The sequence below is a fragment of the Methanoculleus caldifontis genome (assembly GCF_032842345.1).
In the GTDB taxonomy this organism is placed as follows: domain Archaea; phylum Halobacteriota; class Methanomicrobia; order Methanomicrobiales; family Methanoculleaceae; genus Methanoculleus; species Methanoculleus caldifontis.
This window is the reverse complement of the sequence record NZ_WBKO01000001.1, coordinates 58654-81890: the sequence shown is the minus strand read 5'-3', so window position 1 is coordinate 81890 and position 23237 is coordinate 58654. Positions and strand designations below refer to the sequence as shown.

19 protein-coding genes and 1 tRNA gene are annotated in these 23237 nt (G+C 64.8%); 7 read left to right on the top strand and 13 right to left on the bottom strand.

What is annotated here, in order from left to right; all coding sequences use genetic code 11:
• Positions 1 to 287 precede the first annotated feature (287 nt).
• Together F8E02_RS00380 and F8E02_RS00375 are read right to left on the bottom strand one after the other, a co-directional pair.
• Entirely contained in the window at positions 288 to 1160 is an 873-nt protein-coding gene (locus F8E02_RS00380; protein ID WP_317063446.1) for a cache domain-containing protein, read from the bottom strand.
• Between the two features lie 121 nt (positions 1161 to 1281).
• Positions 1282 to 4341, bottom strand: a complete 3060-nt coding sequence (locus F8E02_RS00375) for a PKD domain-containing protein (RefSeq protein WP_317063444.1) — start codon at positions 4339 to 4341, stop codon at positions 1282 to 1284.
• A gap of 206 nt (positions 4342 to 4547) precedes the next feature.
• Between F8E02_RS00375 and F8E02_RS00370 the strand changes: the two genes are divergently transcribed.
• The 3 genes from F8E02_RS00370 (at position 4548) to F8E02_RS00360 (ending at position 8555) form a co-directional block, all read left to right on the top strand.
• Complete coding sequence (locus F8E02_RS00370) at positions 4548 to 5216, top strand: ABC transporter ATP-binding protein (protein ID WP_317063442.1); 669 nt, start codon at positions 4548 to 4550, stop codon at positions 5214 to 5216.
• Complete coding sequence (locus F8E02_RS00365) at positions 5213 to 5980, top strand: ABC transporter permease (protein ID WP_317063440.1); 768 nt, start codon at positions 5213 to 5215, stop codon at positions 5978 to 5980. The genes F8E02_RS00370 and F8E02_RS00365 overlap by 4 nt, the downstream gene beginning before the upstream one ends.
• Positions 5981 to 6203: 223 nt before the next feature.
• Positions 6204 to 8555, top strand: coding sequence for a hybrid sensor histidine kinase/response regulator (locus F8E02_RS00360; protein WP_317063438.1), 2352 nt, complete (start codon positions 6204 to 6206; stop codon positions 8553 to 8555).
• 35 nt (positions 8556 to 8590) lie between these two features.
• On the opposite strand, the gene cysS is transcribed toward F8E02_RS00360, so the two are convergent.
• Positions 8591 to 9904: a cysteine--tRNA ligase gene (gene cysS, locus F8E02_RS00355; protein ID WP_317063436.1), complete on the bottom strand. Its 1314-nt coding sequence runs from the start codon at positions 9902 to 9904 to the stop codon at positions 8591 to 8593.
• Positions 9874 to 9947 (bottom strand) — tRNA-Cys (locus F8E02_RS00350). The genes cysS and F8E02_RS00350 overlap by 31 nt, the downstream gene beginning before the upstream one ends.
• 328 nt (positions 9948 to 10275) lie before the next feature.
• Between F8E02_RS00350 and F8E02_RS00345 the strand changes: the two genes are divergently transcribed.
• Positions 10276 to 10761, top strand: coding sequence for a TspO/MBR family protein (locus F8E02_RS00345; protein ID WP_317063435.1), 486 nt, complete (start codon positions 10276 to 10278; stop codon positions 10759 to 10761).
• A 284-nt stretch (positions 10762 to 11045) separates the two neighbouring features.
• Here the strand turns inward: F8E02_RS00345 and F8E02_RS00340 are convergent, their stop codons facing one another.
• From F8E02_RS00340 to F8E02_RS00310, 7 genes are all read right to left on the bottom strand, one after another.
• Entirely contained in the window at positions 11046 to 11648 is a 603-nt protein-coding gene (locus F8E02_RS00340) for a CDP-alcohol phosphatidyltransferase family protein (protein WP_317063433.1), read from the bottom strand.
• Positions 11645 to 12157 (bottom strand): adenylate kinase family protein, encoded by a 513-nt coding sequence (locus tag F8E02_RS00335; RefSeq protein ID WP_317063431.1) that lies wholly within the window; start codon positions 12155 to 12157, stop codon positions 11645 to 11647. Before F8E02_RS00335 ends, F8E02_RS00340 begins: the two co-directional genes overlap by 4 nt.
• Complete coding sequence (gene hisC, locus F8E02_RS00330; RefSeq protein ID WP_317063429.1) at positions 12154 to 13212, bottom strand: histidinol-phosphate transaminase; 1059 nt, start codon at positions 13210 to 13212, stop codon at positions 12154 to 12156. Before hisC ends, F8E02_RS00335 begins: the two co-directional genes overlap by 4 nt.
• Positions 13196 to 14320, bottom strand: coding sequence for an aspartate aminotransferase family protein (locus F8E02_RS00325; protein ID WP_317065129.1), 1125 nt, complete (start codon positions 14318 to 14320; stop codon positions 13196 to 13198). The genes hisC and F8E02_RS00325 overlap by 17 nt, the downstream gene beginning before the upstream one ends.
• A gap of 50 nt (positions 14321 to 14370) precedes the next feature.
• Positions 14371 to 15285: a glutamine-hydrolyzing GMP synthase gene (gene guaA / locus F8E02_RS00320; RefSeq protein WP_317063428.1), complete on the bottom strand. Its 915-nt coding sequence runs from the start codon at positions 15283 to 15285 to the stop codon at positions 14371 to 14373.
• Between the two features lie 12 nt (positions 15286 to 15297).
• Positions 15298 to 16881, bottom strand: a complete 1584-nt coding sequence (locus F8E02_RS00315; protein WP_317063426.1) for a CTP synthase — start codon at positions 16879 to 16881, stop codon at positions 15298 to 15300.
• Between the two features lie 110 nt (positions 16882 to 16991).
• A complete protein-coding gene (locus F8E02_RS00310) occupies positions 16992 to 17402 on the bottom strand; it encodes a PaaI family thioesterase (protein ID WP_317063425.1) in 411 nt (136 codons plus the stop codon).
• A gap of 132 nt (positions 17403 to 17534) precedes the next feature.
• On the opposite strand from F8E02_RS00310, the gene F8E02_RS00305 reads away from it, so the two are divergent.
• Together F8E02_RS00305 and F8E02_RS00300 are read left to right on the top strand one after the other, a co-directional pair.
• Positions 17535 to 18713 carry a hypothetical protein gene (locus F8E02_RS00305; RefSeq protein WP_317063424.1) on the top strand — a complete coding sequence of 393 codons (1179 nt, stop codon included), beginning with the start codon at positions 17535 to 17537 and terminating at the stop codon, positions 18711 to 18713.
• A gap of 199 nt (positions 18714 to 18912) precedes the next feature.
• Positions 18913 to 20211 (top strand): PAS domain S-box protein, encoded by a 1299-nt coding sequence (locus F8E02_RS00300; protein WP_317063423.1) that lies wholly within the window; start codon positions 18913 to 18915, stop codon positions 20209 to 20211.
• A 2-nt stretch (positions 20212 to 20213) separates the two neighbouring features.
• Here the strand turns inward: F8E02_RS00300 and F8E02_RS00295 are convergent, their stop codons facing one another.
• The gene (locus F8E02_RS00295; RefSeq protein ID WP_317063421.1) at positions 20214 to 20999 is read right to left on the bottom strand and encodes an MBL fold metallo-hydrolase; all 786 of its coding nucleotides are present in this window, start codon (positions 20997 to 20999) and stop codon (positions 20214 to 20216) included.
• A gap of 96 nt (positions 21000 to 21095) precedes the next feature.
• Here F8E02_RS00295 and F8E02_RS00290 point away from each other — a divergent pair, with 96 nt between their 5' ends.
• Positions 21096 to 22472, top strand: a complete 1377-nt coding sequence (locus tag F8E02_RS00290; RefSeq protein ID WP_317063419.1) for a P-loop domain-containing protein — start codon at positions 21096 to 21098, stop codon at positions 22470 to 22472.
• Positions 22473 to 22492: 20 nt separating this feature from the next.
• On the opposite strand, the gene F8E02_RS00285 is transcribed toward F8E02_RS00290, so the two are convergent.
• Positions 22493 to 23152, bottom strand: a complete 660-nt coding sequence (locus tag F8E02_RS00285; RefSeq protein ID WP_317063418.1) for a hypothetical protein — start codon at positions 23150 to 23152, stop codon at positions 22493 to 22495.
• Positions 23153 to 23237: the final 85 nt, after the last annotated feature.

Here is a 23237-nt window from a genome sequence, read left to right as displayed (position 1 = left end):
CGGGGGTCTGGCGCCGGGCTACGTCGCTGCTTCGCAGAGAGTCTGTATGGTTGATGGCGCCTTCTCTTCGCGTGAGGGTGTAGCACTGTCCCTGTATGTCGCCTCACGCGAAGGCGCGAAGGCGCGAAGTCGGTATGTATGTTGGCAATCCCTTCGCGTTCTTCGCGGCTTCGCGTGAGATTGTATTTCTGCGTCTTGGCAATGCCCGGGAATAGCAGACTCTCAAACAATATGGTTCCCTGACCCGGTTCAAGAGGTAAAAATGTGCGGCCGGGATCTCATCGGTACTACACTCTCTTCAGCGAGTCGATCGCAACGCCGTACTGCTCGCCGTCTTGCAGGTAGGTCAGTTCGATCTCGTCCGGTCCCACGATCTCGCCGAAACAGTAGCCGCCGTCTTGTTCGGCGGTGGCGAGGGCCCTGCCGTCACGCCCGATGGCGCCGGCGATCGGCGTCCGGATCTCCGTGCCGTTCGCGGTCGTAAACACGGTATAGCCGGAGAAGATCCGGCCATGCTGTTCGGATACGGTCATCGTCATCGTGACGGTGGGGTAGTCGGTGAACCCCGTGCTCCCTTCGTATCCTGCCATGGCCGCGGTCCAGTTGCCGGTGAGGTCGGGGATGGTCGTGGCGTTTGTACGCATCGGGGTGGGTGCCGGCCCCGTGTAGACCCCGGAGCCGAGCCACCAGTCCTCGTCCACCTTCATCACGTAGCCCAGTTTGGATTCGACCGTCCGGTTGTGCGCAGGGTTGACGTAGTAGAACCGGACGAATCCGGAGCCGTTCTTCGCCGCGTCGATGAACTGCCGGGTGTAGGGGTTGCCGAACGCATCGAGTTCGCCCATCCGGCTCACGCCGATCTTATCGGGGTCGAACGGGTGGGCGAGGGCGACATTGTTGAAGTCGTAGGCGTAGATGTAGAGTTCGCCCCGGACGAATGTTCCGTTCGGGTCGGAAAACTCGGCGAGGGCCTTTTCTTTGCCGTTTGCGTGTGCATACGCAACCGCGCTCTCGACGAAGGCGACGAGCGTCTCGTTCGAGGTGTGGATCGCGGGTTCGGGGGTTCCGGGGGTTCCGGGCTCAGTCTGCATGCACCCGGCAGTTATCAGAACCAGGCCGAGGGCGCAGAGGCACAGGAACGATGTAAAGGAGATCTTCATGCGATCAAATCAGTATCTCCTCCCTAAAAAGGTGCAGAAATGTATGCCGGAGGTTCGCCGGGGCCTCCCGGGCTCCTCCGGCCGCGGGGTTGAGCGCAGCCGATAACCGGCGCCGGTCCGGCTACAGCAGCACAAACCACGGGTCCCGGAGGCCGACGTTGTACTGGGCGATGAAGAGGGCGTCGCCAACATCGATGGCGCCGTTCCCGGTGACGTCGGTCTTCCGGAACCGGTCGGTGCCGGCAACAGGTATCTCCCGGAGCTCCACGATCTCCTGGAGGACGACGAGGGTGTCGGCCTGGTTGACCTCCCCGTCTTCATTCGCGTCCCCGAAGAGGACCGGGGTGACTTTGATGTACCCCGGCTCTGTGACCGTCGAGAGCCCGCCGTCCACCCCGAGCGTGACAGTGTAGTTGCCGGGGAGGGTGTAGGTATGTACCGGATGCTGCTCGGTCGATGTCTTGCCGTCGCCGAATAACCAGTTCCACGCCACAGGCGAACCGGTGGAGATATCGGTGAAGGCAATCGTGAGCGGTGCCGGCCCCGATGTTGGTGTGCTGCCGAACGCGGCTATTGGCGTAACCGTGATATAACCGGTAGTTCGCGTGCTGTTGTGGCCGCCGGTGTTGAATGCCTGCAGTGTTACTGGATAGATGCCGGGAGTGGTGTAAGTGTGCGACGGGTTCTGTTCTGACGACCCTGCGGGCTGCAACTGCCACGTGTCGTTTAATCGAGTACCGTCATCACTAACACCGCCCATTAAGAGGACGCTGCCGTCCGGCATCGCCACGCTGCTGTAATAGTATCTCTCCGTCCACCCGGAACTCACGTTCACCTCCGTCCACGTGACACCGTAATCGGTCGATCGCCACGTATCGTTCATTCCGATGCCGCCCATCACGAGGATGCTGTCATCCGGCATCGTGACCGTCGTATGGCCGTATCGTCCCATCCACCCGGAGCTCGCGTTCACGAGCGTCCACGTTGCGCCGTAATCGTCCGACCGCCACACATCGTTCCTGCGACTCCTATCATAACCTCCCATGAGCAGGATGCTCCCGTCCGGCATTGCGACTGCTGTATGGGCCCAACGCGCTGTCCACCCGGAGCTCGCGTTCACCAGTGTCCACGTTGCGCCGTAATCGGCCGACCGCCACGTGTCATTCATGATCATGCCGGGGAAACCGCCCATGAGTACAATGCTTCCGTCTGGCATCGCAACTGTAGTGTGGCCCCACCGCCCCCACCACGGAGAGCTTGCGCTTGTTAACGTCCATGTCGCGCCGTAATCGGCCGACCGCCATACATCGTTCCTGTAGGCGGGATCGTCGCCGCCTATGAGCAGAATGCTGCTGTCCGGTAGCACAACGATGCCGGGCTGGACCCTTCCCGTCCACCCGGAGCTCGCGTTCATCAGCGTCCACGTTCTGCCGCGATCGGTCGACCGCCACGTGTCGTTCCTGAGGGCGGTGCCGTCATAACCGCCCATGAGGATGATGCTTCCGTCCGGCATCGTGACTGCTCTATGGCCGTTCCGTGCCGTCCACCCGGAGCTCGCGTTTATCTCTATCCACGGCTCGCTGTACGTCTCGTCGCCGAAGAACCATGCCCACCCGGTCGGGTCGTCTGTTGAAGTGTCGGTAAAGGACACGGTCAGGGGTGCTCGCCCTGAGGTCGGCGTGCCGAAAAACGCTGCTATTGGAGCAACCGGGGCGGGGGAGACCTCAACATACTCTGTCTCGGAGAGCATATCGGTTCCCGCCGCGTTACCGACCGTCAGGTTGATCGTGTAGGTCCCGGCAGCGGCGTAGGTGTGCGTGGGGTACTGCTCGGTCGAGGTCTCGCCGTCCCCGAAACTCCAGAGCCAGGAGGACGGCCCGCCGATCGAAGCGTCGGTAAAGGTTACGGTCAGAGGTGCGGTGCCTGAGACCGGTGCGCCGGAAAACGCTGCCGTCGGCGGAACCGCCTGGACGGTGACGTACCCGGTCTCTCGCGCGCATGTGTAGCCGTCGGCGTTGAACGCCTGCAGCGTTACCGAATAAGTGCCGGAAGCGGTATACTCGTGTTGCGGGTCCTGTTCCGACGACCCTGCGGGCTGGAGGCGCCACACATCGTTCAGGGGGCCGCTGCTGCTGCTACCGCCGCCCATGAGAATGATGCTCCCGTCCAGCATCGCGACGCAGGAATGCTCGGCTCGTCCCGGCCACCGGGTACCCGGGTTCACCTCTGTCCATGTAGTGCCGTAATCGCATGACCGCCACACGTCGTTCCTGAATTCGGTGTCATCCCAACCGCCCATGAGCACGATACTGTCGTCCGGCATCGCAACCGCCGTGTGCACGTCCCGCCTCGACCACCCGGAACTCTCGTTCACCCGCGTCCACGTCGTGCCGTAGTCGGTCGACCGCCATACATCGTTCATGTTGCGGAAGTTGGCGCTGTCGTAACCGCCCATGAGGATGATACTCCCGTCCGACATCGCGACGCTGGCGAAGGAAACTCGTTTCGACCACCCGGCACTCGCGTTCACCTGTATCCAGGTTGCGCCGCTATCCTGTGACCGCCACACATCATTCATACAGCCATAACACCAGCCGCCCATGAGCACGACGCTCCCGTCCGGCGTCGTGACCGCCGTATGGGCTTCCCTTATCGGCCACCCCGCACTCGTGTTCACCGGCGCCCAGGTCGCGCCGCCATCGTCCGATCGCCAGACGTCATTTCTGAGGTCGGTATCATCCCGACCGCCCATGAGGAGGATACTCCCATCCTGCATCGCGACGCAGGAGTGCCGGAGTCGTGCTGTCCACCCCGAACTCGCGTTCACGAGCGTCCAGGTGACGCCGGAATCGGTCGACCGCCATGTGTCGTTCCTGAGGGCGGCGCCGTCATAGCCCCCCATCAGGACGATGCTCCCATCCGGCAGCGCGACACTTGAGTGGCCGGATCGTGCCGCCCACCCGGCGTTCGCGGTTTGCCCCGTCCAGGCTTCGTCGTACCGCTCATCGCCGAAGAACCATGCCCACCCCGTCGGCTCGCCGGCGGAGGTATCGGTGAAGGCAATCGTGAACGGTACGGTGCCGGAGGCCGGTGCGCCGGTGAATGACGCCTCAGGCGCGGCAGCGCTAACGGTGCCGAAAAGCAGCAGAATAGATGCGATATAGAGGCAAATTGTCGTCACAGGAATGTTTGTTTGTCGAGAAGTCATCTGTAATTGAAAAAAAGTCATCGGGCATATACATTTCGTTTTTCATATCCACTAGTGGTTAACGGAACGAGCGTGTTTCCTCGCCGCCGGGCTCCCTGACCCGCCGCGAACCGACTTCCCCTCCGCCCCTCCCCCCGGCCTTCGTCGCCCTTATCATCCGGCCCGACATATAGGGCGCGATGAGCCCCGGCACTCCCTGTCCCGCCCTCCGCGTCACCGATCTCACAAAAAGATTCGGGGAGCGGACGGTCTTTGAGTCCGTGACCTTCTCGGTCGCGGAGGGGGAGTGCCTCGCCGTCACCGGCCCGTCCGGTTCGGGGAAGTCCGTCCTCCTGAAGTGCCTCAACCGGCTCGTCGAGCCATCGGAGGGGAGGATCGAGGTCTTCTGCACCGATACCGCCGGCTGCGACCCGGTCGAGGTCCGGCGACGGGTCTGCCTGGTCCTCCAGACCACTGTCCTCTTCGAGGGGACGGTCGCGGAGAACCTCGCCTACCCGTTCGCCTTCCGGGCGAACCGGGACCTTCCCCGGCCCGATTTCGGCGAACTTCTCGCGTCGGTGGGGCTTCCGGCATCCATCCTCTACCGCGACGGCGGCACGCTCTCCGGGGGCGAGGCTCAGCGGGTGGCGATCGCCCGGGCGCTTGCCCTCCGCCCCGCCATCCTCCTCCTCGACGAACCCACCTCGGCGCTCGACCGGGCGGCTGCGGAGGTGGTGGAGGAGACGATCCGGCGCCTCAACCGCGAAGGGCAGACGATCCTCTTCGTGACGCACGACATGCGCCAGGCCCGGACGCTCGCCGGCCGGATCCTCGTCCTCGCGGACGGCCGCCTCGTGGAGGCCGCATGAACGGCGCCCTCTACGATCCCATCGGAGGTCTCGCGACCGTCGCCCTCGCCCTGCTGCCGGTCGCCCTCGTCATCCTGCTCTCGCGCACACGACGCCTCGGCCTCGAGCGCGAGATCGCGTTTGCCGTCGCACGCGGCATCGTCCAGCTGATGCTCGTCGCCCTGGTGATCGTGGCGGTATTTGAGTCCGAAAGCCTGCTCCTCGCCGTTCTGGTGCTCGTGGGGATGATGGGGGTCGCCGCGCTCATCTCCGCGCGAAGGGCAGAGGGGATCGGCCACCCGCACCGGATCACCTTCCCGGCGATCGCCGCAGGCTCGTCTGCCGCGCTGCTGATCCTCATCGCTCTCGGCGTCATCCCGCTCATCCTCGAGTTCATCATCCCGATCGGAAGCATGGCCGTCGGCGCCGCGATGATCGCCTGCTCCCTCGCCCTCAACCGGTTCACGGCCGGGCTCGCCGCGAACCGGCTCCGCATCGAGACCGCGCTCTCCCTCGGCGCGTCCGTGGACGAGGCGCTTGCCCCCGTCACCCGCGAGAGCGTGAGAGCCTCGCTCATCCCTTCCATCGACCGGCTGAAAGCGCTCGGTCTCGTCGTCCTCCCCGGTTCGATGGCAGGCATGATCATCGGGGGCGCCGACCCTGTCTGGGCTGCGGAGTACCAGCTCGTGATCATGTTCATGATCTTCTCCGCGGAGTTTTTCACCTCGGTCACCGCGACATCGCTCGCCCTCGCGGAGTACCCGCTCCCGGAGGACGGCGATTAGCCCCGTGTCGGTGCCCCTGTCCCGCGGAAAAGAACGAGGTATAAATTCAGCGAGTGAAGTACTACATTAGTGAGAACCGATCGCGGCCGGTGCCCCCACGGGGCGGCGGTCGCGTGTGGTCGTGCACCGGCCGGTCCGGAAGGGTGGGGCGGGACACCCGCCGGGTGCCGGAGATGTGCGGTTTAGTGGGGGCAGATATCGGGCCCTGCATGTGAGTGAGACCATGAGCGGACCGTTGAGGGTGTTGTTGATCGGAGGGAGCTTCGGTGACGTCCGGCGTATCGAGGAGTTGCTTGGGCTGTGCGGGCGGGAGGGTGCGCTGACGCACTGCAAGCGCCTCGAGGACGGGCCGGCCGCTGTCTCCGACGGCGCGGCCGAGGTCGTGCTCCTCGACCTCGCGGAAGGCGGGGAGGCTGGGGTCGTCGACAGCCTGCGGGAAGCGTCGCCGGAGACGCCGGTCATCGTGCTCGGCAGGGAGGCGGACGACCCCGCCGTGCTCGAAGCGCTGCGGCGCGGTGCGCAGGATTACCTGGTCAAAGGGAAGATGGACGCGGAACTGCTCCGCCGCGCCGTCAGGTACGTGCTGGAGCGCGGGCGGGTCGAGCGCGCTCTCCTGCACTCGGAGGAGACCTACCGGCGCCTGGTCGAGAACCTCAACGAGGGTGTCCTTGCGGTGGATGCGACCGGGCGCATCACCTTTGCAAACCCCCGGATGGAGGAGATCCTCGGCCGTCCGCCCGGGAGCCCGGTCGGGCACCTCATCGCCGACTTCATCGAGGCCGGCAGCCCAGCTCCAGCCGCCGGAGATCTCTTCTGTCATCGGACCGACCAGAAGCGGGAGTTCGAGCTGGACCTCATCTCCGCCGACGGGAGAAGCGTCCACGCGCTCGTGGTCACGTCCCCGATAACCGGCGCCGACGGCGCCTTCGCCGGGTGCCTTGCAGGTGTTCTCGATATCACCGACCGCAAGAACGCCGAGGAAGCGCTCAAGCGGAGCGAGCAGAAATACCGGCTCGTCGTGGAGAGCCTCAGCGAGGGGATATGGGTGCTCGACCCGGGAGCGTGCACCTCGTTTGTCAACCCGCGGATGGCGGAGATGCTCGGCTATGCCGTCGAGGAGATGATCGGCCGGCCCATCCACTCGTTCCTCTCCCCCTCCTCTCGCGCCGTGATGAAGGATCGCCTGGACTGCCGGGCAAGCGGCATCCGGGAGGAGTACGAGTGCGAGTTCGTCAGGAAGGAAGGCGACTGCATCACCGCGCTGATGATCGCCTGTCCGTTCACCGACGATACCGGTGACTTCCGGGGCTCGATCGCCGGCGTGATGGATATCACCGAGCGGAAGAGGGCCCAGGAGGATATCCTGGTCCGGAACCAGCAGTTGATGGTCTTGAACCAGATCATAGGCGTCTCGGCCGCCTCCCTCTCTCTCGCCGAACTTCTCGAGGAGTCGCTTGAGAAGACGCTGGAACTGATGGGGCTGCACCTCGGGATCGTCTACATGCTCGATGCCGAGCGGAAACGCGCCCTCCTCCAGCACCAGAAGGGGATGCCCGCTTCGTGCCTCTCGAAGAACCGCGTCATCAAGGTCCATCACTGGCCGTTCAACTTCATCTTCATCGCGGGCCAGCCCCGCTACATCGAGCAGCAGTCCGACCTCAACTCCATCGAGGCGAGCATCCTCCGGGAACTCGAGATATCGGCGCTCGCGTGCGTCCCGCTCATCGCGGAGTCGGTCGTCGTCGGTGCGGTCTATGCCGGCAGCAGGACAAAAGAATCCTTCTCCCGCGAGGAGAGGACGCTTCTGGAGACGATCGGCAAAGAGATCGGGTCGGGCATCCTGAAGGGGATGCTGCACAAGAAACTCGAGGCGGCGAACCGGGAGGCGAACCTCTACCTCGACATCATGACCCACGACATCAAGAACGCCGAGAACGTCTCGAGCCTCTACGCCGATCTCCTCATCGAGATGCTGGGGGGAGAGGCCGCGCTATACGCGAAGAAGATCCGGAGCAGCGTCCATAAGAGCGCCGAGATCATCGGGAACGTCACCACGATCCGCCGCATCCACCACGACCCGTCCGATCTCGGCCCGGTCGACCTCGGCACCGTCATCCGGACGGAGGTCGCTACCTTCCCCGACGTTGCGATCGAGTTTGGGGAGACCTCCTGCCGGGTCTGGGGGGACGATCTCCTCTCAGAGGTCTTCTCAAACCTCATCCGGAACGCCGTCAAGTTCGGGGGCCCTGACGTCGGGATCGCGATCCGGGTGGAGGATTACGACGGCGAGAGCGTGCAGGTCTCCGTCGAGGATACCGGCCCCGGCGTTCCGGACGAGGTGAAGGGGTCGCTCTTCACCCGGTTCGAGCGGGGATGGGCCGAGGGGTGCGGGGACGGCCTCGGCCTCTTCATCGTCCGTACGCTCATCGAGCGCTACGGCGGCACCATCCTGGTGGACGACCGGGTGGAGGGGCGGCCGGACCTCGGTGCCGCGTTCCGGTTCACCCTCCGCGAGGTCCTCCCGACGGGGGACGACGAGGACGAGGACCTGGACAGAGAAGAAGACTCCGAGTGAGGGGGTGTCCCGGCATCCGGATGGGGGGCCCGCGGTCAGAGCGACGGATCGGTTACGGTGATCCCGGCGTCCACCATCCGCTCGCGGATCAGGTCTGAGATCTCGAACTCTCTCCTGGCACGCAGCTCAGCCCGGATCTCCTGAAGGATCCGGACGGGCACGCTTGCATCGCGCAGGAAATTGATCCCGAGGATCTCCCCGAACTCTACCAGTGCTCCGATGTCCCCACGGTCTGCAAGCGCCCGGATGGCCGCGAGCGCCATCGGAGTGTTGAGATCCGATTCCATGGCATCGACGAACGCTTTTCTTCCCTCCCGGTCCTCGCCGGCATCTTTTGTTGCGACTGCGCGGATATGTTCGAGCGCCCGCGCTGCATTTGCCAGCCCCTCTTCGGTGGCCTGGAGCGGGGACCGGTAGTGAGACAACAGGATATAGTATCTCAGCACGTCCCTGTCCCAGGTCTTGAGAGCATCCCTGACGGTGATGAAGTTCCCGGACGACTTTGACATCTTCTTTCCTTCGACCGTCAGGAATCCCGTATGCAGCCAGTACCCGACCATGGGGTGCTTCCCTTCCAGCGACTCCATCTGTGCGATCTCCGCTTCGTGGTGAGGAAAGATCAGGTCCAGTCCCCCACCGTGGATGTCGTACTGCTGCCCGAGATACTTCTCGGCGATCGCCGTATCCTCGATATGCCACCCCGGCCGTCCCCTGCCCCACGGGGAGTCCCAGGTATACTCCCCGAACTCCCCGAACTTCCAGAGCGCAAAGTCCAGGGGAGCATGTTTTCCTTCGTCGGTTATCCGGCTGACGCGGTCTGTCCCGTGCTGGCCGGAGAGTTCCCCGTTCCGCTCGAATGTACTCACATCGAAATATACCCCGGTCTCCGCGACGTATGCCGCACCGCGCCCGATCAGGCGCTCCACCTGGTGCACGATCTCGGGGATGTGCGTGGTGGCACGGGCATAATGGCTCACTGCGTCCACGTCGAGAGAGTGCATATCCCGGAGATACGCGGTCTCAAATGTCCTTGCGAGCACGCTCTGGGATACGCCTCTCTCCCTCGCACGGTCGATGATCCTGTCGTCGACATCGGTGATGTTCTGGAGATAGAATACCTCGCTCCCCGTCCACCTGAGGTACTTTGCCAGCACGTCGAAGGCGATGTAAGTCCTGGCGTGGCCCAGGTGCGGGTAGTCGTACACCGTCGGACCGCAGACAAACAGGGTAACCCTACCTGGGTTGCGGGTCACGAGGGGTTCTACGGTTCTCGACAGCGTGCTATAGAGGTGCAAGGCGACGATCTCCTTTCGTCTGACGCCGGCGGAGGGAGTCGAACCCCCAGACATTCGCTTTGCAGGCGAAGGCATTAAACCGCTCTGCCACACCGGCCTGATGTTGCGCCTCTCTCGGTGCGCCTCCCGGAGCGATCACCGTCGTCGTGCGTCCGCTTCGACCCTCTCCGGCACGTCCGGTGATCCCCCGTGCTTTATACTGTCATCCCCCTTATTCGTATGGATCACTCCGGTGAGGGTTCATCTCCTGCCGGCAGTGCCCATTGGCGGGCTCCTGCTCCGGGGTCGCTTCTCTCGTCGCGTGAGATGCTGCCGCATTTCGCCGCTGCCGGGGCAGGCAGAACGTCGGCTTCCTGTCCGGGCCGTGTCTGACGTTTCCCTGCGATATCAAAAGGTTTATGCCGGCAGAATTCATTGTTACCGTCGTGACTCCTGCATACGTCCGGGTTATCCAGTTCGTTGCGGCGGTAGGCGTCTGCCTGGTTGCAGCAGCAGTCGGCTCGCTCTTCACGACGCCGGCCATCCCGACCTGGTATGCAACTCTCGTAAAACCCGCCCTGAACCCGCCGTCATGGGTCTTCGGCCCCGTCTGGACGGTGCTCTACATCCTGATGGGTATCGCGCTCTACCTCGTCTGGACCAGGGGGTGGGACCGTAAGGACGTCAAGGTCGCGATGGCGATCTTCGGCGTCCAGCTGATCCTGAACGTCCTCTGGTCGTACCTCTTCTTCGGCCTCCAGTCCCCGTTCCTCGCCCTCATCGAGATCGTCCTCCTCTGGGTTGCGATCCTCATGACGATCCTCGCATTCTACCGTGTCTCCGTGCCCGCGGCACTTCTCCTCATCCCCTATATCCTCTGGGTGAGTTTCGCGGCCTATCTCACCTACGGGATCTATATGCTCAACCCATAGGGGAATTTACCCCTCGATTTTTTGAGGCGCATTGCGCCCGGGTCTCGCGCGAAGTACGATGTTCCCCAGGAACGGAGTTCGAGCACCGCCAGGTGTGAAGTACGATGTTCCGCAGGAACGGAGTTCGAGCACCGCCAGGTGCGAAGTGAACTCAAAGTAACAACATCGAACTTCGCGTCCTTCGCGGCTTCGCGTGAGGCTGTATCGCTATTTGCTCCCGTTAGCTCACGCGAAGTCGCGAAGCCGCGAAGAAAAGGTTTCGGGTCCGGCGTTCCCGGGAAGCCTCAGCGCTTCTCGATCTGCCGCCAGACATGGGCGAACCGCTGGAGGGCGGTGTAATGGCCGAGGACGCCGAAGATGACGAGCAGCCAGCCCAGGTAGTTCAAGCCGTAGATCGTCCCCGGGATCAGGACCGTGAGGACGCCGGCGATGATGATCAGCACCAGGCGGTCAGCCCGGCCGAGGATGCCCCCGTAGAACCTCCCGACCCCGACGGCCTGCGCCTGGGTGCCGAGGTAGGAGGACATCAGGACCCCGGTCAGGGCGAAGACGCCGATCGGCCATGAGGCGGCCCCGCCGGCGAAGATGCCGGTGATGATGAAGATATCGGCATACCGGTCGATGACGTGGTCGAGGAAATCCCCGCGGAGGCTCGCGAGCCCCATGTCCCGGGCGAGCGCTCCGTCGAGCGCGTCGAAGACCGCGTTCATGGCGACCATGACGGTGCCGATGACGACCCCGCCGGCGTAGTACGCGAGGGCCGCAAGCACCGATACGAAGAACGAGGCGATGGTGAGGCTGTTTGGAGTGACGCCGGCCCTTCGTGCGAGGCTCACGACGGGCTGCATGATCCCCTGCACGTGCGGCCGGAACTGGTCGAGCGTCATGGGCCGGCCCCCAGGTAGTCGCTCCAGTCGATAGCCCCACAGGACGGCGGCAGTTCTCCCCGGACGAACCGCTCGACCCGGTCCGCACATTCCGCGACGGCGAGATCAGTCGTGTCCACCTCGAGGACGTGCTCGTCGGGGTGCTCCTCGAGCGTCTCGATCAGGATGACGTCGAGCGCCTCCGCCTCGACGTTCTCCGCGATCTTCTCGGACGGATAATTTCGCGGGCCGAGGCGTGCGGCGAGGACGTCCGGGCGGCACCGGAGGACGATCACCCGGTCGCAGGGGAGGAGGTGCGCGAGGTGCCCCTCGACGATCCCGTCGACGGGCTCGAACTCCTCGACCCACCGGTCGACGTCCACAACCAGCGTCTCGCGGCAACTGTCCTCCTCGATGATGTAGGGCCGCACCGTATCGGTCAGGCGGACGACCCGGTGGCCGCGCCGCTCAAGCTCTGCCGCGACGGCCGTCTTTCCCGTTCCCGGCGTGCCGGTGATGCCGATCATCATATGCTCTTGATCGCCTCGAGGAATCGCTCGTTCTCCCAGTCTTCGCCGACGCTGACCCTGATGTAGTGGTCCCCAAGGCCGGGGAAACTCGTGCAGGACCGGACGAGGACGCCCTTCGCCGCGAGGCGTTCCGTCACCTCGCCGCCCGTGTGGGGGGCGACGTCGATCATGACGAAGTTCGCGTCCGAGGGAAATACCGCATACGGCACCTCTTCCATGAACCGCCGCCGCCACGCCCTGACATGGTCGCGGGTCTCGCGGACCCGGTCGGGGTCGGAGAGCGCGCCTATCGCCGCCGCCGCCGAGACTGAGTTCAGGGCGAACGGGGTTGCCGCCCGGTTGTAGAACGGCTCGAACCACTCCGGGACGAAAGCGTAGCCGACCCGGAACCCCGCAAGGGAGAAGATCTTCGACATCGTCCTCCCGATGACCAGGTTCTCGTGCCGCTGCATCAAGGGCCGGTAATCGATATCGGCAAAATCGACGTAGGCGTTGTCGAGGAAGAGCAGCCCCTCCATTCCCTCGAGGATCTCCTCGACCGCCTCCGGCGTGACCGAGTTTCCCGTGGGGTTGTTCGGGGAGCAGAGGAAGGCAAGTCTCGCCCCCTGCGAGGCCTCGATGAACGCCTCCGTATCGACCGAGAAGTCCTCCCTCCGGGGGACGTTCACGACCCGCCCGCCGTGCGCAGCGGCCGCGAGCCCGTAGAAGGAGAAGGTCGGGGTCGAGACGACCACCGTCTCGCCGGGGTCGACGACCGTCCGGATCACCGTCTCGATCACCCCGTCCATCCCGGCGCCGGTGACGAACCGGTAGTCGCCGTGGTAGCGCCGGAGCGCCTCGACGAGCGCGAGGTTCCGCTCGTCCGGGTAACGGTTTCCCTCCCGGAGAGCTGCCTCTGCCGCCTCGAGCGCGGCCGGCGACGGCGGGCGGGGATTCTCGTTGCTCGCGAGCCGGGCAACCCGGTCGATGCCGTGCTCGCGCGCGACGTCCTCCGCCTTCTTCGCGTAGGAGTAGCCCGCCGCGCCTGCGTAGCACGCCCTAACGAAGCGCCGCATCGATGACACCGACAGCCGCGTCGATCTCTTCGTCCGCGATCACCAGCGGCGGGATCAGCCGGAGGTTGCCGTCGGCGGCGCAGTTGACGAGCACCCCGTTCTCCGCGCAGGTGCGCTGGACCTCCGGGCACCGGTCGCCGACCGAGATCCCGATCATCAGGCCGCGGCCGCGGGGGTTGTGGGCAGCGAGCCCCTTCATGAACCGCTCGCCCTTTGCCGGGATGCCGGGGAGGGCCCCCTCGATGACGTCGATCGTCGCGAGCGCCGCCGCGCAGGCGAGCGGCCCGCCGGCAAACGTGCTCCCGTGCTCGCTCCGCCCGAACTCGAGCCCCTCGCGGGCGACGAGCGCGCCGATCGGAAAGCCGCTCGCAAGCCCCTTCGCGAGCGTGACGATGTCGGGGGTGACGCCGGTGTGCTGGACGGCGAGCCACTTGCCCGTCCGGCCCATCCCGGTCTGGACCTCGTCGACGATCATCAGCGCACCCGCGTCGTCGCAGATCTCCCGGATGCCCCGGAGGAAACTGTCGGGCGGGATCAGGACGCCCGCTTCGCCCTGGATCGGCTCGACGAAGACCCCGGCGGTATTCTTATCGACGGCAGCGGCGAGCGCGTCGAGGTCGCCGTAATCGACGAAGGTGCAGGCGGGCTCGAGCGGCTCGAACGGCTCCCGTATCGCGGGCTTGTGAGTGACCGCGAGCGACCCGCAGGTCCTCCCGTGGAACCCGTGGGTGAACGCGACGAACTTCTTCCTCCCGGTCCGGATGCGGGCGAGTTTGATCGCGCCCTCGTTCGCCTCCGCGCCGGAGTTCGAGAGGAACGCCTTCGCAAGGCCGGTTATCCCCACAAGCCTCTCGGCGAGTTCCGCCTGGTTCGGGACATAGTAGAGGTTCGAGCAGTGGATCAGCCGCTTTGCCTGGTCGCAGATCGCCTCGACCACCGTCGGGTGGCAGTGGCCGGTGCTGCAGACCGCGATCCCTGCCACGCAGTCGATATACTCCCGTCCTTCGTCGTCCCAGACGCGCGACCCCGCGCCGCGGACGATCTTCATCGTCCGGTTAAACGCGGGCATGTAGTAGCGAGCATCAAGCTCCCGTGAATCTTCTTCCATGATACCATTGCGGGCGTCGACCGCCCGGGTCTTCTGTTCCACGCTCTCCCTCACTCGTATTCGATCGTCGCCGGGGGTTTGGGGGTGACGTCGTAGACGACCCGGGCGACACCGGGGATCTCGGCGGTGATCCGGGTTGCCATCCGCGAGAGGGTCTCGTAGGGCAGGAGCAGGGGGTCGGCGGTCATGCCGTCACGTGACTGGACGGCCCGGACCGCAACGATCCAGCCGTGGAGCCTGACGTCGCCTTTGACGCCGGTCCCGAGCCCGACGAGCGCCGCGAAGCACTGCCAGGGGCGGAACTTCTCCACCAGGCACTCCTCGACGATGGCGTTCGCCTCGCGGACGATCGCGACCTTCTCGCGGGTCACCTCGCCCAGGACCCGAACAGCGAGCCCCGGTCCTGGGAAGGGCATCCTGTGCTGGATCTCGACGGGGAGGCCGAGCCCGCCGGCGACCTCGCGGACCTCGTCCTTGTAGAGGTCGGCGATCGGCTCGATGACGCCCTTGAAATCGATGTTGAGGGGCATCCCGCCGACGTTGTGGTGGCTCTTGATGCCCCCCTCGCTCTCGATGCGGTCGGGGTAGATCGTCCCCTGCAGGAGCATCGTCGCCCCCGTCCGCTTCGCTTCCCGCTCAAAGACGCGGATGAACCGCTCTCCGATGGCCTTGCGCTTCGCTTCGGGGTCGGTGACGCCTTCGAGCGCCGCGAAGAACTCGTCTGCGGCATCCACGACAAGGAGGTTCCCGTCAAAGAGGGTCCGAATCCGGTCGGTCTCTCCTTTCCGCATGAGACCGGTGTCCACGTATATCGGGACGAGGCGGTCGCCGATGGCGCGGGTGGCGAGCGCCGCGCAGACCGACGAGTCCACGCCGCCGGAGAGCGCCATCACGACCTTTTCGTTTCCGGCAGCGTTGCGGATCTCTCCGACTGCCTTCTCGATGAACTTCTCAACATTTACCATTGTATTCTCACCTTATTCGGAGGTTGACCTGTTCTTCTTACATGCATCCACAAAGCCGACGTAGGGCGGGGAGGGTTTTGTCGGGCTCGACCTGAACTCCGGGTGGAACTGCGTCGCGAGGTAGAAGGGGTGATCCGCGAGTTCGCAGACCTCCATCCGCTCGCCGCAGGCGCCCGAGAAGACCAGGCCGGCATTCTCGAGATCGGCGATGAACACCGGGTTCACCTCGTAGCGGTGGCGGTGCCGCTCCACGACCTCTGTTTTGCCGTAGAGGCCGGCAACCTTCGTCCTCTCTTTGAGGGCGACGTTGCAGTTGCCGAGGCGCATCGTGCCGCCGAGATCGGAGACCTCCTCCTGCTCGGGGAGGATCGCGATGACGTGCGTCCCCGCCCCCATCTCTTCGCTCGTGGCGTCCGCGATGCCGAGGGTATGCCGCGCATACTCGATCACCGCGAGCTGGAACCCCAGGCAGAGGCCGAGGAAGGGCTTTTTGTTCTCACGGGCGTACTGGATCGCCCGGATCTTGCCCTCAATCCCTCGCTGGCCGAACCCGCCTGGTATGAGGATGCCGTCGACGTCGGCAAGGTCTTTTAACTCGAACGTCTCCGCGTCCAGCCAGCGTATGTTCACCTCGGTCGAGAGCGCTCTCCCCGCGTGCTTGAGCGACTCCTTGATGGACATGTAGACGTCCTCGATCCCGTACTTACTGACGATCGCGACCGTCGCCCGGTTCGTGTACTCCTGCGAGACGACCCGGTACCACGCGGGGTCGGGCTCCCGGTTGTCGAGGGAGAGGTAGCTGCAGACGACGTCCGCAAGCCCCTCCTTCTCCAGTTCCATCGGGATCTGGTAGATGTCGGGGACGTCCTTTGCGGAGATCACGGCCCTGACCGGGACGTCGGTGAACGTGGAGATCTTCTTCTTCGTCTGCGGGCCGACCACCTCGCCGCTCCTGGCGACGATGATGTCGGGCTGCAGGCCGAGTTCCCTGAGGGCTTTGACCGAGTGCTGGGTCGGTTTGGTCTTGAAGTCCCCCATCGTGTCCATCGGGACCAGGGTGACGTGCACGAGGAGCATATCCTCCGGCTGGAGTTCGCCGTGCATCTGCCGGACCGCCTCGAGGAACGGCATGCTCTCGATGTCGCCGACCGTGCCGCCGACCTCCACCAGGCAGACCTTTGCGGTGCTGCCGCCGTTGATCTGCTCGTGCGCCGCCCGGTGGATACAGTGCTTGATCTCGTCGGTGATGTGGGGGATGATCTGGACGGTCGCGCCGAGGAAGTCTCCGCGCCGCTCTTTCTCGATGACGTCCTTGTAAACCTTGCCCGTCGTGATGTTGTGGATCGACTTGAGGCTGATGTTTAAGAACCGCTCGTAGTTGCCGAGGTCGAGGTCGACCTCGCCGCCGTCGGAGAGGACGAAGACCTCACCGTGCTGGGCGGGGTTCATGGTGCCGGCATCGATGTTGAGGTACGGATCGATCTTTACCGCCGTCACCTCGTAGCCCCGGTTTTTTAAGAGGCGGCCGATGGACGCGGTGGTGATGCCTTTACCGAGTCCGCTCATGACGCCGCCGGTTACAACGATATACTTCAAACGCTCGTTCCCCTCCGATAGTCCGGAATCTATAACTTATGTATGTGATCTCTCTCTTGAGAATGTATTGTTCATGGGTTCCGGGGGAAATCCCCCGGATACCTGCGGCGCTACTCGCCGATGACTGCAAACGACGTCGATGTCCGGGTAAGAAGCGTATCGTCCGCCGCGTCCCGGACTTCCCCCTCCGCAAACGCTACCCTGCGGCCCTTGCGGATGACTCTCCCGGTGGCGACGATCGTCCCGGCGTTGACGCCTTTGAAGAAACTTGTGTGCTCGTCGATCGTGGCGATCCGCTCGCCTTTTGCAAGGCGCGTGTAAAGCGCGAGCGCGATCGCCTCGTCCGCGAGCGCCACGTAGACCCCGCCCTGGAGCCACCCGGCACCGTTCAGCATATCCGGCCGGACCTCCATCGTGAGGCGGGCGTGCCCGTCCCCGTATTCGGCAACATCTATCCCCATCAGTTTAAAGAAGGGATTTGCATCCCTCCCGACCCGTTTGAGTTCATCTATGTAGCCCACGTGACCACACCTTGCTCCCGGGAGGGTTTGAGGGCAGCCCCGATAAGGCTTGTGAACGCCCCTCTATGGGCCGGTCGGACGCTGGAGAACATATAAAAACAAATATCTCCCCCTTTCTCCACAATTAGGTGCATGGATGATGCGTGGCAGCCCGAAGCGCTCCGGAACAGGAAGCTTGAGCAGCTTCAGGCTACCATGAACGAGTACGTCGGGAGGAACATCGCCCAGGTGGAGGGGAACCTCCCGGTCTTCTTCGGACACGTTGCCGCCACGCTTGATAAGACGTTTCCGGCCCTGGATGATCGGTCGTATGACGACTTCATCGACTCCGTCACCCTGACGCTGCTCAGCGCCACGCGCGAGAATCCCACGCCGGAGTTCCTGGAGAAGACCCTCCGCCATGCGATGGGGAACAAGCGGCGGAGGAAGGGGCGGGCGACGCTCGACGTGGTCGCGGGCCTCAAACTGATCGATACCGGCAACTACCTGCCGGCGATCGATTACCTGGCCCGGCACAGGGATTACGACGGGCGGGTCAACGCCGCGATCGCCTACAGTTACTACGCCCTCTCCCTCGCGCCGGGCAAAAAGCAGGACCTCCGCCCGAACGATATGGAACTCCGGGCCCGCGAGGAGATGCTGGCCCTCTGCCGGTCCCGTCCGCCGCTCGACCGTCTCGGGATCTTCGACCGGAAGGATACCCGGATGAACCAGATCTTCTGGTTCACGCTGGACCTGGCCTTCACCTGGTTCCCGAGCCAGCCGGAGTTCTACCGGATAGGTATCCTGCGGGCGAAGCACGAGGGGGATACCGAGCGCCGCCGCACCCTCCTTGGCCGGGCTACGGAACGGTTCCCCGACGACCGGTACTTCCTCGCGGACGCGTTTGCCGTCCACGTGGAGCAGCGCAACGGGAGCGCCGCTGCTGCCGTCGTCAAGCAGATGATGCAGCAGTACCCCGACGATCCCGGGCCGATCTATTTCGGGCTGAAACTCGCGATCCTCGGTTCGCAGCCGGCATCCTACGCGAGTTTCCGGAAACTTGCCATCCTCAAGCAGTTCCCCCGGCACCTGCTCCTGATGCTCGATGCCGTGCTCGAGGTGATGTGCGGCCATAAAACCGAGAGTTACCTCTGTTTTGAGGAGGCCAGGAAGGCCTCGCCCGGTCGGGAATACTATATCACGGCGCTCGAGTATATCCTCCGCGACTTCGTCGAGGGTGATGAAGAACGGTCGAAGCGGGCGAGGTCCGTCTTCTTCACGACCGTCGACCAGTACTGCATGCACGCCCTGAAACTCGAGGGGCAGTGACCGCACCTGCGAAATACTGTTTTTCTCTCCCGTCAGGTACATTCGGGAAAACTACACCGGATATCTCGCCAAAAGAACCGATCTCAATGATTGAAGGGGAAGTCGGAACGATGGGTATATCTAGATCGACATGCCAAACTCTCTACAGGCCGGGCCTATGGGCCCGAATATCCGGGTAGATCGGGATGGGTCGGTTACGATGACGGGAAACAATACTTTTCAAGGCACCGGGGATGAAATATCCGGGATCGGCGGCGTCCGGGAGTTTCGGGAGTCGCCCTGCCCTGGAGAGGAGATCGTCTACCTCTCGATCCTCCGTGAAGTGCCCGACGGTCTCGTCCTGCTGGACGACAGGGGCACCTGCCGGTATCTCAACGAGGCGTTCACCAGGATCACCGGGTATACCCGGGAGGATGTCCCGACCCTGGAGGCGTGGTTCGAGCGCGCCCACCCGAACCCGGCATACCGGCAGAAGGTGCAGGGCCAGGGGCAGGAACTCTTCCGGGGCGACCGGAACGCCCTGGTGGCGAGCGTGGTCCGCCGGGACGGCAAGGTGCGCGACCTCGAGATCCGGCGGGCGCCGGTCGAGGGCGGGTGCAGCCTGCTTGCCGTCCGCGACGTGACCGAGCACGCCCTGGTCGAGGAGCACCTCCGGCAGGCCACGTCGGAACTGACGGCGGTGATCGAGGCGTTTCCCGACCTCTTCCTCCGGCTGAACGCCGACGGGACGATCCTGGACTCCCGGGCCGGGAGGCTTTCGGATGTGCCGCTCGTCTCCCGGGCGCTCCTCGGCCGGCGGCTGCAGGACCTCCTCCCCGCAGGGGCCGGTGAAGCCCTTGGCAACTCCCTGCTGGAGGCCGTCAGGACGAACGCGCCTGCAGCGCCTTTTGAGTTCATCTGCTCGGATGCCGGGGGGGTCCGGCACTACGAGGCCCGCGTCGTCCCGCTCTACGAGACGCACCTGATGGCCGTCATCAGGGAGATCACCGAGAGGAAACGGGCGGAGCAGGAACTGCACCGCCACCGCGAGCACCTGGAGGAACTCGTCGCCGAGCGGACGAAGGAACTCGAGCATGCGAACCAGCAGCTCGAGCGTCTCCTCTACTACATCGAGATGACCGAGCGGAGGGCTGCCGAGGAGTGGCTGGACTCTTCGATCGAGCAGGGCACCCTGGATGCGGCGGGACCCGAGGAGGCGCGGATCACGACCGACGCCGCGGGGACGATCGTGATCGTCAACACTGCGGCCGAGTTCCTGACCGGCTACGCCGGGGAAGACCTGGCCGGTCTTTCGGTATGGTCGCTCCTCTCCGGCGGCGACGCGGCGGAGGTCCTCGCTTCAGAGGTGCTCGCCCGCGGTCGGTCCGGCGAATGCACCGTCGAGGCGATGGTCGTGAGAAAGGATGGGTCGAGGCGCCCGGTCCGTGTCTCGGCCGACCCCATCCTCGACGACGAGGGCGCCGTGACCGGCATGATCTGCACGCTCCGGCAGGCGTGAGGTCAGAGCCGGAAGCCGCAGTACTCCGGGTGCAGAGCGCCGGGGTCCTGGGGCGCCACGGTGACGGCGACCTGGTCGGAGTAGAAGCCGAGCCCTTCGAGCGCGGCAAGAAGCGCTTTTTCGTGAGTGTTGTTGATCTCGCTTAAGTGAGCGAGCATCGCCATGTGGACCTTGCCGGCGAGCGCCTGGAGGCACCGGGCGGCGTCGGGGTTCGAGAGGTGGCCGTGCTTTGAGCGGATCCTGCTCTTGAGGTAGGCGGGATACGGCCCTTCCTCGAGCATCTTCGGGCAGTGGTTGCTCTCGAGGAGGACGGCGTCGCAGGAGGCGAGCCGGTCGAAGATGGTCGTGGTGACGGTGCCGGTGTCGGTGCAGCAGCCGACCCGGAGGTCGCCTTCGGTGATAGAGAACCCGCAGGGCTCGCGGGCGTCGTGGGAGGCGGCAAAGGCCTCGACCGAGAAGTCGCCGACGGAGAAAGGCTCGCCGCACCTGCACCGGCGGAGCTCCGCCTGCGCCGTCCCGCACTTATCCGAGAACTCCGCAAGCGTGCCGCCGGTCGCGTAGACGGGAATGCGGAGTTTCCTTGCCAGGACGTCGGCGCCCCGGATGTGGTCGATATGCTCGTGGGTGACCAGGATCCCTTCGATGAGGGATGCGTCGGCGCCGGCGTCCGAGAGGCGGCGAAGGATCTCGCGTGCGGAGAGCCCCGCGTCGACGAGGAGCGCACCCCGCTCCCCCTTGAGGTAGGCGCAGTTTCCTTTGCTCCCGCTCGCGAGGACCGTCAGTTCCATTGTAGAAATGGTGGTCGGTGCGGGTATTTAAGAGCACGGCGACCGGTCGTGCGCAAAGCCCTTGGGCTCGGGGATACCATCACCTGATGAGCGGGCATGAGCGGAACGGAGGGCTCCTGGCAGGGGCAGGTTCACCGGATCGTCGCGGGGATCGGGGACGGCCGGGCACGCATCGACCGGGGTGCTATGCGGGACCTCGTCAACACCTACCTCGTCCGGTCGCTCGATACGACGGCGCTCCGGTTCAGCCTCCCCCTCCTGCTCGCGGCTCCGTCGGGCGCGTCCGGTCCGGGTGCCGACGGGGCCGCCGGGGTGCTGATCGAGGCGATCAAGGCGGCGGTCCCCGGCGAGCGGGACCTCGGTCCGATAGCGGGGGCCGGGACGGAGCACCCCCGCCACTGTCTCCCGAACGTCGAGCCGGTCACGCTGGTCGCCTCAAGGAGCGCCGTCGGGACCGATCTCTGGCGGCCCGACGACGGGAACCGGATCGACGGCGATAGCCTCCGGCTGGTCATCAGGGGCGCCCTCCCCTACCCCGGCCCCCCGACCCCCGGCGCGGTCGGGGAGGTTATGGATCGCTTCAGCGCTCTTATTGAGGGGCTCGACCGGGTCGTGCGCCGGGTGCCGGAGCGGACCCTTGTTGCGGCGCGTGACCTCTCCGTCGACCAGAAGGCCCTCCGGTGCGCCCTGCCCGGGCTGGGGCTCGTCGCGTTCGTCGCCGACGGGACCCGGCCGGCCCGCACCTTCACCCCGTTCCGGTGCCACCCCCGGATCGCGGGCCCCAAGGAGGGGGTTCATATCCCCTTCCGCTGTCCTGCGGACCTCGACCCGGTCGAGGTTGAGCTCGCCGGGAGCGGGAGGGTCGCAACAGGCCTCGGCATCCGGCGGCGGGAGGCCTTCGCGGTCGCGGGCTCGAACGCCGAGGGGAAGAGCACCTTCCTCCACGCGATCGTCGCGGGGCAGGACGACCACGCCGCCGGGGACGGGCGGGAACTCCTCGTCAGCGTCGACGGGGTCGCCCGGGCCGAGGCGGGGGAGCGGGACCTCGCCGGGGCGGACGTCAGCCTCTTCTTCAAGAGCCTCCCGCCGGGGCTTGCGGGCACCCCCCGGGCGGCCTTCGGCCGGGGGAGCGGCTCGCTCGTGATGGCGCAGGAGTTCCAGGCCGCGGTCAGGGCCTCGGCGCCGCTCCTCCTCCTCGACGAGGACCGGTCGGCGACGAACCTCCTGGTGCCGGGCTGCCTCCAGAGCGGGGAGGTGACGCCGCTGGCGACGTTGCTCGCGACCCGGCGGGAGGCGCTCGGCGAGACGGCGCTCCTCTTTGCCGCCTCGTCGCTCGATATCCTGATCGCGCAGGCCGACCGGATTCTCCTCCTCGCCGGCCATGAGGCGCGGGCGCTCGACCGCGGGGAGTTCCGGCGGCGGCTGGATGTGTATCTTGCCGAGGTGCGGGAGCACCTGGCGGAGGACGAGTGAGCCTGCGCCCTTCGCGGGTGCTACTGTGTGAGGGGTAATGTTCTCTGTTGCCGGACCTGTTCCCACAGGATCTCTCCGACGATCTCCTGTTCCTCATCGGAGAGCGGCTTTGAGAGGTCGATGCCGGCATTCTTCGCGTCCCGCATAACGTTCTGCGCATAGGTGTCCCCGGCCTCCCAGGACTCGAGCATCAATTGGGTGTACTTATCGCTGTACGAGGGGATTGGGGTAACGCGGACAAATCCTGTCTCTGCACCACAGGAATCGCTTCCGTTCATGGTGCTATTCACCGGTCCGCCCTGCCCTATGTAACCGAAATCGCTGATAGCGGTCACCGTTGTGCCGAGCAGTTTGTTCGCGCTCACCTGAACCGCGTAAAAGGGTTCGCCGTTTTTCTGAACATAGTACCGGTAATACAGGGGATCCCCGTTGGAGTCGAGCAGGATTGCGGGATTCTGGGAGACCACCGAACCGTTGAATGTATCGTATGCTTCCTGGTTGGACCTGGTAAGCGTGTATTGTTCAAGGATTGCCACTGTCGCCTGGTTCCATCCGGACTCTACAGGGACGGTTGTATTGACTGCTACAGGCTGTTCCTCGACCGCTACACAGCCGCATGCAATGGCGCAGGCCACGATGAGCGCTACAGATGCAAGCGGTGGAATCATGCGATGGTTCATCAATACGGCCTCTTTGAGGGATCTATTCTTGCGCTTATAACAGTTGTTCTTCGTCGCGGCGATCCCCCGGCCAGGTGGAAGCAGG

Coding starts and splice junctions, on each gene's coding strand:
- F8E02_RS00380 (WP_317063446.1), bottom strand. CDS start 1,160: ATGAAGATCTCCTTTACATCGTTCCTGTGCCTCTGCGCCCTCGGCCTG.
- F8E02_RS00370 (WP_317063442.1), top strand. CDS start 4,548: ATGAGCCCCGGCACTCCCTGTCCCGCCCTCCGCGTCACCGATCTCACA.
- F8E02_RS00365 (WP_317063440.1), top strand. CDS start 5,213: ATGAACGGCGCCCTCTACGATCCCATCGGAGGTCTCGCGACCGTCGCC.
- F8E02_RS00360 (WP_317063438.1), top strand. CDS start 6,204: ATGAGCGGACCGTTGAGGGTGTTGTTGATCGGAGGGAGCTTCGGTGAC.
- cysS (WP_317063436.1), bottom strand. CDS start 9,904: ATGTCTGGGGGTTCGACTCCCTCCGCCGGCGTCAGACGAAAGGAGATC.
- F8E02_RS00340 (WP_317063433.1), bottom strand. CDS start 11,648: ATGACGCTCGACCAGTTCCGGCCGCACGTGCAGGGGATCATGCAGCCC.
- F8E02_RS00335 (WP_317063431.1), bottom strand. CDS start 12,157: ATGATGATCGGCATCACCGGCACGCCGGGAACGGGAAAGACGGCCGTC.
- hisC (WP_317063429.1), bottom strand. CDS start 13,212: ATGCGGCGCTTCGTTAGGGCGTGCTACGCAGGCGCGGCGGGCTACTCC.
- F8E02_RS00325 (WP_317065129.1), bottom strand. CDS start 14,320: ATGGAAGAAGATTCACGGGAGCTTGATGCTCGCTACTACATGCCCGCG.
- guaA (WP_317063428.1), bottom strand. CDS start 15,285: ATGGTAAATGTTGAGAAGTTCATCGAGAAGGCAGTCGGAGAGATCCGC.
- F8E02_RS00305 (WP_317063424.1), top strand. CDS start 17,535: ATGGATGATGCGTGGCAGCCCGAAGCGCTCCGGAACAGGAAGCTTGAG.
- F8E02_RS00300 (WP_317063423.1), top strand. CDS start 18,913: ATGACGGGAAACAATACTTTTCAAGGCACCGGGGATGAAATATCCGGG.
- F8E02_RS00295 (WP_317063421.1), bottom strand. CDS start 20,999: ATGGAACTGACGGTCCTCGCGAGCGGGAGCAAAGGAAACTGCGCCTAC.
- F8E02_RS00290 (WP_317063419.1), top strand. CDS start 21,096: ATGAGCGGAACGGAGGGCTCCTGGCAGGGGCAGGTTCACCGGATCGTC.
- F8E02_RS00285 (WP_317063418.1), bottom strand. CDS start 23,152: ATGAACCATCGCATGATTCCACCGCTTGCATCTGTAGCGCTCATCGTG.